An 11517-nucleotide genomic window follows, 5' to 3' on the forward strand; every position below is an offset into this window, starting at 1 on the left:
AAATAAATATTAAGGCTATCAGTTGAGTTCAAACGGCATTGTTGCACAAAGCTATTCTTGAAGGCTTCGATACAGCGATTTAATGCTGTTTAATGATTAAATCTCTATTCTGTCTTTTTAAACATATGGTCACTGGCTTTGCTCAAAGCCTGATTAAACTCTGTGGTTTGAAGTGGACACACCAGATTACTCCACCCTCTGTAGACGACAAAAGCATATTGATATTGCGATAAGCTATCAGAAAAGTCGTGACGGGTTACATCTACTCGTCGACTTTACAGGGTTAAAATTTTTAGATGAAGGCGAATGGAAGCGTAAGAAACATCAGCATGAATATCGTCGCCAATGGCGCAAACTTCATATTGGTATAGATGCTAAGACCCTTCAAATACGAGCAGTTCAGCTCACAACAAACAATGTGAGTGATTCACAGGTGCTTGGTGATTTGCTTGATCAAATTCCGTTGGATGAACAAATTGATTCAGTCTACACAGATGGTGCTTATGACACAAAGCACTGCCGACAAGTCATTTTAGATCGAGATGCACATGCAGCCATTCCACCTAGGAAGAATGCAAAGCCTTGGGAAAGATAAGAACTTGAGATCTTTAGAGAGGAATGAATTATTAAAAACAGTCAAACGACTAGGTAGGTTACTTTGGAAAAAATGGTCTGGTTATCATCGTCGAAGTTTAGCGGAAACCAAAATGCATTGCATCAAATTATTAGACGATAAATTAACAGCAAGGAGTTTTCCTATTCATGTGAATGAGATTCATGCACATGTAGCAGTTTTGAATAAATTCACAGAATTAGGTCGCCCTCATACCGAAGTTGTCACTTGAATTTAGCTCAATTAGGGTAGCATTATCTTTCAAACCTTTGTGCAACAAAGCCGTTTACAACCAAAAGAACAAAATGGAACTTATTACTATTGCAAAACCAAAAAAAATTCACGACTTAATATAAAACCATATTTTTTTATGTTGATCTATTACTTCTATTGCCGAGTTAAAATTCAACCCATAGAATAGTTTTCTTTTTTCAAAAAAGTTTTCTAAGCTTTTTTCCGAAATAAAGAAAATTATATTGATAAAAGTAACACCTAAAATTACTGCCTCAATATTAGCAACATCCATTGATTTGTTTTTATACAAGTTACCATAAAATATACTCTTCAAACCTTCATTACTATTCACGTATCTTGCAGCCAATTGGTGAAAAATCGCCCACAACACAACAGATAATAATAAATAAATTACTAATAAATCTTTAAGCAACATATAAATCCCAATTATTTAAGTCTTTCATAGCTATATTCTGCAATTGTCGCACCAGTAACTCCACCCAAATATCCTCCACCCAAAGTAAATACAACACCAGCTACTCCTAATACAACAAGGACTGGAAGTCCAACAGTTCCTCCAGCAACACCTATTACAATAGCACCAACTGCAGCTCCAGCTTTAGCTCCCAGAACTCCACCAATAAGCCCCCCTCAATTTTTCCAGTTTGCTTAATAATTTCTTTTCTAGTAGCCTCTGAATCACCAGTCTTATAAACATCTGCAACAGATTGCCCGCTGCTAATAATATCCCAAGCAAAAACTAAACGACCACCATATTTTAAACCTTTACTAACTTTCGAGGTTTCATCCATATTTTTAATATATTCATCAATACTACTATTATTTTTAGCTCGAACAAAAACAGTACGTCTTATTGCATCTCTATCATTCTTATAATTAATTCCATGATTCCATGAAAAAAATTTTTGGCCTGCAGCTTGGTTCATTCTTTTTATATCACTGGCATATTGCCTTTCAAAGCCAGCAAAGTGTCTCCTTGTCGATATTTTACTTTTTATACTTTTTTCATAGTCCATATATTTAAGTAAAGCAGTATAGCTACTAGCAGCTTCCTTATTTGCATGTCCTATTAAATTAACGGCACTATCCACCCCTTCTTTTGCAGCAAAAACAAATGGATCTTTTTTTAAATTTTCTGCAAAAAGTTCATGAAAATCAGGAGTTATCGGTTCCTTTACAAAACAAACTAGATCACTCTGTTTCTTTATTTCTTGTAATTGATCGTATGTGTTAGCAAAATATAAAGGATCAAAACTCGAGTCTTTTAACAGCGATTTTAATTTAGACTCAGCTTGACTTGCTTTTACACGATAATCAGCTAAGTCCTTTGCAGTAGTACTGTTAGACAAAATAAGAATTTGGCCTGGTATTAAAATTTTTATAGGCGCGATATTTTCAATGTGTGCATTGTTACTTCTTAAAACATCCCAATCAGAACTTGTTAATGGACGTTTAAATACTCGTTTAGACCAATCCATCATTGTTTCTTTTTGTTTAACCAAATACCAACCGACTTTACCATCGTTTAAATAAATTTCTTTAATGTTTTCAGTAGCTTTTTTAGTAATTGCACTTGTCGTTTTTATGCTAAAAGCACTCCAATTACTTTTTGTTGAATAGGCTTTGGCAGAAATTTTTTGCAGTAGCTCTCCCCGAATATAAACCTCATAAATCAAAACAGTATTTATATTATGAATTTCATACCATTGAGTAAAACCTTGTTCATCAAAACGGCCTTCAAAAATTGTTTGTTTATTCGTACTTTTGTTATGAACAACAAACTTATATGTCAAATCTTTTAACTTTAAAGGAGCTTGTACATTAAGCTTTAATCGACTGTGATGCATATCTGCTCCTTATTCTTCCGCATTTCCATCTTCTTCAGCTTCTTCAATCTCATTGACCATGACCCTTGTTGTCAGGGATTGAGCTGAAGCCGTGGTTTTTAAATTCATAAACCCATTTCTATCCGTTACACCCTTTTGGATATTCCCACTTTCATCAATAAGAAGATAAGGTCTTTTCATTAATGCCTGATTTTCTTTATTTTTAACTAAATATTGAAGAATATAGGGGTTATCCATTTCAGGCAAAACAGGCATTTGTGGTGATATAGTTGCCCCATCTATAAACAAATGCTGCCCTGCTTTTGCTTCAAACTTGCCACTGGTCACAGGGAAAATACCTGAACCATTCAGTTTGATCTGAGAACCACCGGCAGTAATCACAATTTCTTTGGGGCTAGTGATCTCAATGCGGTCTTCGGTTGAAATAATCTGAATGCCTTGCTTGGCCAGTAAGTCCATGCCATCCGATTGAGCCTGAACCTCAAACTTACCTTTGGCAGCAACCTGCTTAATCCCACTCTCTGCGGCAAACAGGCTAATCCTGTTTTGTGCATGCGTAATCAGGTTCTTCTGTGTACTTAAATTGATACTATCACCTGCAAACTGGTTGATCTGCCCATCCGCAGATAAATGAATATCTTCATTGGTACTTAAACCAATACCCGCACGTGAGTTCAGCAATAATAGTGATTTTTTAAATTGAGCAATTTTATCTTGAATCTGCTCAGCGAATTCTTTGAGTTGATCAACGGATTCAATTTCATCGGTCTGCTGGTTCTTGGCCACTTCACTTAAGGCTTTGGCATTGTTTTGATTGCCTTCCAGCTGCTGCTTGGCAGGCTGTACATCAAGATGTTCACCTTGCGCCTTATCCTGTTTATGCGTGGAAACGAGTAAACCTTCACATGCACGTACTGCACCCCATTGATCTGTACGCAATTCAAAGCCTTCACCGCGGTCTTCGCTTTCCGCTGTAGCTTTTGGGTGGCTCAGTTTACCAAGATTCAACTGGCTGGCAGCATGACTGCTTTGCAGTTGCGCACTGATCTGACCTGTAGTGTCATCAAAACGCAGTTGGTTAAAACCTTCGCCCTGATATTCTCTGGACTTAATCCCTGCCAGTTTTTTGGTGTCTGGCAGCTTGCCGGCATTGTCGAACTTGGTTGGACTGCGATGGGCTTCGTGAATGCGTCCGACCACAAATGGACGGTCAATGTTGCCATCAAAGAAGTCAATTACCACGATTTCATCGATACGTGGCAGGAAGCGTGCACCATAGCCTTCACCAGCCCAAGGGGTCAGTACATCGACCCAGGCTGAATCGGTATCGTTGTCATTGGCCCCCGCACCACCATCGTGGTTATGGTCTTCACTACGGGTAAACTAGAAACGGACTTTGACACGGCCCCATTCATCCACATGGATTTCTTCACCGCTTGGCCCTACCACTTTAGCGCGTTGTGGGTGTACTGTGGGTCGGTGTTGCTCTGGTTGATATTCAGGGATTGTTTTGATGTTACGGCGTTGTAAGGTCAGTGTATTGGCTTGGCGTTCTTCTTTATTGGTTTGGATATTGGCATTTTGCCAATTGCTTTGTTGCAGCAATTGGTTAATTTGCTGGTTCAGATCTTTGGGAAGGTTGTTTTGATTATAGTAGCTTTTGCCTGTAATCAGAAATTCTTGATCTGATCCACTGTGTTGGTCTATTTCAGGATGTTCAGTCAGTTGAAACCAGTAGCCTACTTGTGTATCACGTACCGTAGTTTGAGCGGTGAAGTATTTGGATTGTAGGTCGTGATAGTGTCCTAAGATTTGGTTAAACTTTTCGATTTGTGAGTTGCCTGATGCGGTCGCTCCATCTTCTCCGTTGAGGTCTTGCATCCATGCTGGGCTAAAGTGCCATGCATCCTCTAAGCTGAGACTGGCATTGTCGTAGTGTGCACTATGTTGATGGGTACTTTGTACACGTCCTGCACCCTGTTCTTGTTTCAGTACATCAGCTTGCCAGCGTTGGATATACACACTATTGGGTTGCAGTGAGCGTTGTCCTATCAAACTAGTCATACTGTCATATTGTTCTGTGGCGTTACTGCGATGGTATCGAATCTGTCGACGCGCTAAAGTTCGGTATTGACTGTTGTCATCAATCAGACGGAGTTTTTGGGGTTGGATGGCTGCACTGCTGTTTGGCACGATCAGCAGTGCTTCATCAATAAGCCAGTTGATGCCTTCACTACGTAATAATCGAGTTAAGAACTCATAGTCCGTTTCGTTGTGTTGCATGATAAATGGACGGACACCATCGTCTTGTTGTAGTCCATTTAAATCAAGGCTTAGGCTCGCAACGAAGAGTGGGCTTTTTTGTTGCCATTCTTTAAATACAATCTCTATAACATCAACCACAGTTTTATTGATAAACACACGGCTATTGCGACGTTTTTTCCACAGTGCAGTAGGATCTTCAAGTGTAAGTTTATAGAGGCTTAAACTGCCGTCGGATTGGCCCTGAAAGGCCTGAGTAATAAGACCTGTAGTGCGAAACAATTGTCCTGAGTCAGTGACTTGATCAACCGCGACTTGGCTACCAATGAATTGTTTTAATGAAATCGTAGCATCAGTGGATAAGCAAATCAGTTCCGCACGGATGCCTTGATTGATTTCATGTTGCCCATCTATGCGTTGTAAAAAGACTTCGGCATTTAATATAGGATTGGAAAATTGAATATGGAGGGCACGTTTTTGTGAAGTGATGCCTAATTGATCTAATGCGCGAAATATATTATTCAACATCTCTTGTTATTTAATATTGACTTAAATTTCGCGCATTCTATAAACGATAGACTAATCTGTCTATATTTTTAATGTTAATTTATTGCAACAAATTAACTAATCTGTTGAATTCTCAAAATTAATCTCGTAATTTCAATCATACGGTAGACTTAAAATAATTTTCTTTAGGTATATCAACAACTTCAACACAAATTTGTGTTTTAAAATCTGATTCAGATTGTAAATATTTTTTTATCTTAAGTGCCTGTAAAAGTGCTTCACTAAGTTGCTTTTTCTGTTCTGCAGTTCGACCACTTAACAGATATAACTTGAGATGAATATATGCTTCTAAAGGCAGATTTATTCCAATTAAAAAACTCTGATCTTTGAAAATTCGTGACTTAATGTCCTGTTCGACAAATTGCTTCGAGTCAAGTAATGTTGAATTAATTCGCTCTAATAATTGAACTTCATCTAAATCAATCAAGTTTGCTGAATAGTTCACTATGATATGAGGCATACAATCATCCTATTCTATAAATAACAATGCCAAACGCACCTGATCATAAGCCATTCTCGGACTAGTTGCTTCAACAATCGGGCGTAATTTAATAGAGCCATCATCCGTAAAATGTTCTGGATTTTTACGCTTGCTCAATCGTTTATAGATTTTTCGAACTTCCTCAACAACTTCATCACCAGGATGTGCAACTGAAATATCCAAACCTTGCTCTTTGTGAAGGCGCGATAAATGATTGATGATGGTAGCTGGAGTCAAACCTCTCTCGTGAGCAATATCTTCAATTTCATAACCACCCTCAAACAATGCCTTCGTTTCATCCAAAGTAGCAGCCGCATAATTTTGCTTAGCTCCTTTGCTTAATTTTTTCTCATTTCGACTAATTTCAGTCGGGTTCAAAGTTCCCCCACAGTGTCGAATAAAGGCATTATGTTGAGTTGTCAAATCCATCTGTTCAAAGTTGATTTCCGCCTCACTCGAAAGCTCTTGAAAACGACGATCAGCTTTTATTGCTAAACTATCCAACTCTAAAGCTTGCTCATTAAATCCAAGAAGTTTTAGACCTGTTAGTGATTTTAAACGCGAAAGAGCCACATACCCCTGACCTTTTTCAAAAGTATGGGTAAGATTGATTTCGGCAGCTTCTAAAGTCATTCCTTGGCTTTTATGAATCGTAATCGCCCATGCTAGACGTAATGGAATTTGTTGAAAACTTGCAATCACTTTGCCTGCTTCATTTTCAATTGACCATGTTTCTGGCTCAACCAATAATGTTGTTCCATCCGTCAATTTAACTTTTGGCAAGATCCCTTGTGTATCATCTTCCTCGAAGCCAATCACCTCTCCCAAGCTTCCATTGATATATCCCATATCAAAATTGTTTTTTACAAACATAACTTTGGCATGCTTTTTCAAGGTAAGTTCTTCTGGAGCGCGAACAGATGATTTCAAGGTTTCAATCAGTTTTTCATTCCCATCAACAACCGCATTGAATTGATGACTCTCGTTATCAATTTCATTCAAATGCTGATAATTGATGTTATCAACATCCATATTGTGTGTGTAAAGACGTGTAAACGTCTCACCTATATCGTGATGTTTAGACTGCTGCAAAGCTGAGATATGGTGATTTTCAATACTTTGAGCACGAATAGCGTTTAAAATTTGGTTAAGAATTTCATCGTCTTGACGATGTTGTTCGGTTAAATAGCAAACTCGAAATTTAGCTTCAACCCATGCATCAGACATAAAGCAAAATTTATCACGGTTGGCTTCACCGTTTCGACCTACGGGTGGTAACTGGAAAAAATCTCCCGCAACAATCACTTGTATGCCACCAAAAGCCTCATCGCTTTCTTTAAAATATTTTAAGACTTGATTAACAAGATTTAGCTGCTTAGCGTGCAGCATTGAAATTTCATCTATGATAAGAACCTGAGCATTTTCTAAATGTTCTTTTAAATACTTACGCTCTTTCATACGCTTAAGATCATCATCACTCAAGCTATCTTTAATTCCAATCCCTGCCCAAGTATGAATAGTCATACCATTCATATGCGTCGCGGCAATTCCAGTGGATGCAGTGATCGCTACTGGAACTTTACGCGCCTTGAGGTACATGATGTATTGATTGAGCGTATAGGTTTTACCTGCACCAGCTGAACCTGTTAGGAAAACATTTTCCCCAGCTTTGAGTATATTCAGTGCAGTTTCTTGTTTCATAATTTCGTCAGTCAAAAACAACAGCACATAGCTTAACGATTTTTTAATAAAAATAAAAATCTAGCTGTTTAGAGAACTGCCAATGTCGCAGATTTGGATTGACAACTTATGGTTTTCATTTAATGTGTTTGCTAATGAATTTTGACTCGATCTATAACAATGAATACTTCAAACCTTCATACATATCAAACAGATATATTAGGTGAGGATTATCAGCAACTGACTTTAAATTTTGCTGATGATTACGATGGCAAAGTCGTGGCAACATTAATTCGAAAAAAAGCCCACAACCCAACAAAAAAAGCTGTTTTGTATATTCATGGTTTTGCTGATTATTTTTTTCAAACTGAAATGGCTGAAAAATTTAATCAACATGGTTATGACTTTTATGCGCTCGACCTAAGAAAATATGGTCGTTCAAAGCTTCCGCATCAGAAATTGTATTATGTACTTGATTTAAGAGAATATGATGCTGAAATCAGTAAAGCACTCGAGATCATAGCTAAAGAAAATCATAATCAAGTTCTATTGGCAGGACATTCAACGGGTGGACTCATCTCAACCTTATATGCTGCGCATTATCCTGATCATCGTTTAATTAAAGCATTATGGGCAAATAGCCCATTTTATGACTTTTATAAAAGTGTGATTGAGAAAAAAGTCGGTATTCCTCTATTAAGTGAAGCAGGTAAACATTTACCCAATGCCAAATTTCCAAGTGGACTAAACCCTTGGTATACCCCAAGTTTGCATAAAGACTTTTATGGAGAGTGGGATTTCAATTTAGATTGGAAACCTAAATCTATGCCATTTGTACATTTGTGTTTCGTTCACGCGATTCATGAAGCGCAAAAAGAAATTCATCGTGGTGTAAGTTTGAAAATTCCAACGCTGATCATGCATTCCCATCAATCTAAATATCCTAAAAAATGGGGTATAGATGCGCAGCAAAGCGATGTGATTCTTGATGTGAAAGATATGATTCACAATGCTAAGAAAATGAAAGGTGATGTACAAACTTTAGCAATTCATAATGGTTTACATGATCTTGTTCTGTCGGCGCCACCTGTTCGTGAAAACGTTTACCAACAATTGTTCCAATGGTTAGAACAAAAAATTCAATAATCATATTTATATTTGGCTGATTGAATCAGAGCAGTTATGAACTAGTTCTGATTTGGTCAGCTTCAATTTAAAAATGCACCAAATTTTAGCATTTTCTAAAAAAAGCCAAGCCATCAACGCTAAAAACAAACAAATTCAGTGCATAAAAAATAGTCATAAATTTATAAAAACCCCAAATATTTTACCAAATGGAATAAAAAACACTCTTCTAACCCATCTGACGACATTTTAGGCATCAGTTTGCACCTCATAAGATGAATAAATCTTATTGGAGTGTTTTATGAATCACTCAAAATCTCCCTCATTTACTGCAAATGATACGTCTATTAACTCAGATGAATACTTTTCACAACGCCAACTTAAACAAGGATCTGTTGGTTGGATATTATTGATTGGACTCGGTGTAGCTTATGTCATTTCAGGGGATTTCGCTGGTTGGAATTTTGGACTCGCTCAAGGTGGTTGGGGCGGAATGTTTATTGCCACCATTTTAGTTGCGATTATGTATTTGTGCTTATGCCTATCAATGTCAGAAATGTCGACTATGATGCCAACTGCAGGTGGCGGATATAGTTTTGCACGTAGCATTTGGACCTTTCGGCGGATACCTGACAGGCACAGCGATATTGATTGAATATGCAATCGCTCCTGCTGCAATTGCTGTGTTTATTGGCGCTTATTGTGAATCATTATTTGGTATCAATGGGTGGATGATTTATCTAGCCTGTTATCTCATTTTTATGGAGATTCATTTAAAGGGTGCTGGTGAAGCGCTAAGCATTATTTTTGCAATCACTTCGATTGCAGTTCTAGCATTGATTGTTTTTATTGCAGCAATGCTGCCACATTTCCAATTTTATAATCTTTTTAATATATCTACCACTTCAGCAGCAGGTGCAAACGCCTTCTTACCGAATGGCTATATAGGCATATGGGCAGCAGTACCTTTTGCCATCTGGTTTTTTCTCGCCGTTGAAGGTGTCCCTCTAGCAGCTGAAGAAGCAAAAGAACCTCAGAAATCTCTCCCTCGTGGACTAATTGGTGCAATGTTGATCCTGACGACTTTCGCATTACTGATTTTGATCTTAGGTGTTGGTGCCGCAGGTGAAGATACATTAAAAAATTCTGGAGCCCCTTTAGTTGATGCACTCATTACTGTGTATGGTAAGGATTCTTGGTTAGCAACTTTTGTTAATTTCGTTGGTTTAGCTGGACTGATTGCAAGCTTCTTTTCCATTATTTATGCTTATTCTCGCCAATTTTTTGCATTATCACGCGCTGGTTATCTTCCTACATCCTTATCATTGACCAATAAAAACAAAGCGCCTTATTTGGCAATTATTATCCCAGGTATCATCGGTTTTTTCCTGTCATTGACCAAACAAGGTGATGCACTGATTTTAAAGGTTGTCTTAGAGAAGGTGGTCATTGGTCACATCAGTTTCATGATTTGCTACAATACAGCTTACTGCGTTCCGATTGGTGTACCAGTTAATATCACAAGCTCAGCTTGTTGAATAAAAATTCAATCAAAATTAATAAAAGAGTTTAATCAAATTTATGAATCTTCAAACTTCATTTCCAAAGACAATTTATGCAATTCAACATCTTGCGTTTGAAGACCTCGGCTCTCTTGAAGATGTATTCTATCAATTAGGTTTTAGAGTAAGGTATTTTGAGGCTGGTGTAGATGATCTAACTCAAGCACTAAACTATGAAGGATTAACGATTATCCTTGGTGGTCCAATTGGCGTATATGAATCAGAAGATTACCCATTTTTAATTCATGAAATCGAAGGACTAAAACAACGCTTAAAAGACAACAAACCTACTATAGGGATTTGTTTAGGCGCGCAATTGATTGCTTATGCTCTAGGTGCAAAAGTTTATGCTGGTCATACTAAAGAGATCGGTTGGGATAAATTAAAAATAAATCAGAAAGAGCATAATCTTTTAAATCCTATTGAAAATATTCATGTTTTACATTGGCATGGAGATACTTTTGATTTGCCAGACGAAGCTACGCTACTCGCAAGCTCTGAACTTTACCCAAATCAAGCATTCCAAATTGGAAAGAATATTTTGGGATTACAATTTCATATCGAAATTAATAAAGATAATTTCGAACGATGGTTAATCGGTCATACTTGTGAAATAAGACAAACAGGCGTTTCGATTTCACAACTAAGAACAGATAATCAATTATATGCTGATAAGTTAGAACAAAGTTGCTCTATGGCTATTCAGCAATATTTATCTCAAATTTGCTAAATCATGATTACGTTGTTTATTGATTAGATATTAATTTTATCTAACAAATAAGAACTATTATTAATATTAACAATTTAATACAAAGAAAAAATTTATTGAACTGATTAGAATTATTGCAAAAATATCGTATGCAGTTACAATTGTTACCTAAATGTTATGAAAATACATTTTTATTTAATATTTTTGTGGTAGTGAAATGGACATCTTAAAATTTATCAAAAGTTTCAATACGGTTAACACATACTTAACATTAGCAATTTTTTTGCTTTGTACATTAGTTATTTATTTTTATCATCTAAATCCAAATAACTAAGTAAGAATTACTGTGTAAGTAGAGTAACTAAATAAACTTTATAGTTATTAAAGTTAAAAAAGGGGGATATTCCCACTGCTGT

Annotated in this window: 7 protein-coding genes and 3 pseudogenes; 5 read left to right on the forward strand and 5 right to left on the reverse strand. The window is 36.9% G+C overall.

Translation table 11 applies throughout. The annotated features are described in order from the left end of the window. Positions 1-83: 83 nt before the first annotated feature. Positions 84-845, forward strand: a pseudogene (locus tag R2H34_RS10875) (IS5 family transposase); the annotation flags it as partial. Positions 846-953: 108 nt separating this feature from the next. On the opposite strand, the gene R2H34_RS10880 reads toward R2H34_RS10875, so the two are convergent. From R2H34_RS10880 to R2H34_RS10900, 5 genes and pseudogenes are all read right to left on the reverse strand, one after another. Next, positions 954-1283 (reverse strand): hypothetical protein, encoded by a 330-nt coding sequence (locus R2H34_RS10880; RefSeq protein WP_087540338.1) that lies wholly within the window; start codon positions 1281-1283, stop codon positions 954-956. Positions 1284-1437: 154 nt separating this feature from the next. Further along, the gene (locus R2H34_RS10885; protein WP_227556710.1) at positions 1438-2715 is read right to left on the reverse strand and encodes a hypothetical protein; all 1278 of its coding nucleotides are present in this window, start codon (positions 2713-2715) and stop codon (positions 1438-1440) included. Positions 2716-2724: 9 nt separating this feature from the next. Next, positions 2725-5505: pseudogene (locus R2H34_RS10890) on the reverse strand (type VI secretion system Vgr family protein). A 136-nt stretch (positions 5506-5641) separates the two neighbouring features. Then, positions 5642-6004 carry a 5-carboxymethyl-2-hydroxymuconate Delta-isomerase gene (locus tag R2H34_RS10895; RefSeq protein ID WP_087540340.1) on the reverse strand — a complete coding sequence of 121 codons (363 nt, stop codon included), beginning with the start codon at positions 6002-6004 and terminating at the stop codon, positions 5642-5644. Positions 6005-6013: 9 nt separating this feature from the next. Further along, complete coding sequence (locus R2H34_RS10900; RefSeq protein WP_039048083.1) at positions 6014-7726, reverse strand: AAA family ATPase; 1713 nt, start codon at positions 7724-7726, stop codon at positions 6014-6016. Positions 7727-7885: 159 nt separating this feature from the next. Here R2H34_RS10900 and R2H34_RS10905 point away from each other — a divergent pair, with 159 nt between their 5' ends. From R2H34_RS10905 to R2H34_RS17960, 4 genes and pseudogenes are all read left to right on the forward strand, one after another. After that, positions 7886-8851 carry an alpha/beta hydrolase gene (locus R2H34_RS10905; RefSeq protein ID WP_004912105.1) on the forward strand — a complete coding sequence of 322 codons (966 nt, stop codon included), beginning with the start codon at positions 7886-7888 and terminating at the stop codon, positions 8849-8851. Between the two features lie 472 nt (positions 8852-9323). Further along, a pseudogene (gene eat / locus R2H34_RS10910) lies at positions 9324-10368 on the forward strand (ethanolamine permease). A gap of 43 nt (positions 10369-10411) precedes the next feature. Then, positions 10412-11122: a glutamine amidotransferase gene (locus R2H34_RS10915; protein WP_087540346.1), complete on the forward strand. Its 711-nt coding sequence runs from the start codon at positions 10412-10414 to the stop codon at positions 11120-11122. A gap of 196 nt (positions 11123-11318) precedes the next feature. After that, positions 11319-11435 carry a hypothetical protein gene (locus R2H34_RS17960; RefSeq protein WP_371863846.1) on the forward strand — a complete coding sequence of 39 codons (117 nt, stop codon included), beginning with the start codon at positions 11319-11321 and terminating at the stop codon, positions 11433-11435. The last annotated feature ends 82 nt before the right edge of the window (positions 11436-11517 follow it).

It is taken from the genome of Acinetobacter sp. 16 (genome assembly GCF_033439925.1).
In the GTDB taxonomy this organism is placed as follows: Bacteria; Pseudomonadota; Gammaproteobacteria; order Pseudomonadales; family Moraxellaceae; genus Acinetobacter; species Acinetobacter junii.

What these genes read in the sequence shown, in the direction of transcription:
- R2H34_RS10905 (WP_004912105.1), top strand. Translation starts at nt 7,886, where the DNA reads ATGAATACTTCAAACCTTCATACATATCAAACAGATATATTAGGTGAG.
- R2H34_RS17960 (WP_371863846.1), top strand. Translation starts at nt 11,319, where the DNA reads ATGGACATCTTAAAATTTATCAAAAGTTTCAATACGGTTAACACATAC.
- R2H34_RS10880 (WP_087540338.1), bottom strand. Translation starts at nt 1,283, where the DNA reads ATGTTGCTTAAAGATTTATTAGTAATTTATTTATTATTATCTGTTGTG.
- R2H34_RS10885 (WP_227556710.1), bottom strand. Translation starts at nt 2,715, where the DNA reads ATGCATCACAGTCGATTAAAGCTTAATGTACAAGCTCCTTTAAAGTTA.
- R2H34_RS10915 (WP_087540346.1), top strand. Translation starts at nt 10,412, where the DNA reads ATGAATCTTCAAACTTCATTTCCAAAGACAATTTATGCAATTCAACAT.
- R2H34_RS10900 (WP_039048083.1), bottom strand. Translation starts at nt 7,726, where the DNA reads ATGAAACAAGAAACTGCACTGAATATACTCAAAGCTGGGGAAAATGTT.
- R2H34_RS10895 (WP_087540340.1), bottom strand. Translation starts at nt 6,004, where the DNA reads ATGCCTCATATCATAGTGAACTATTCAGCAAACTTGATTGATTTAGAT.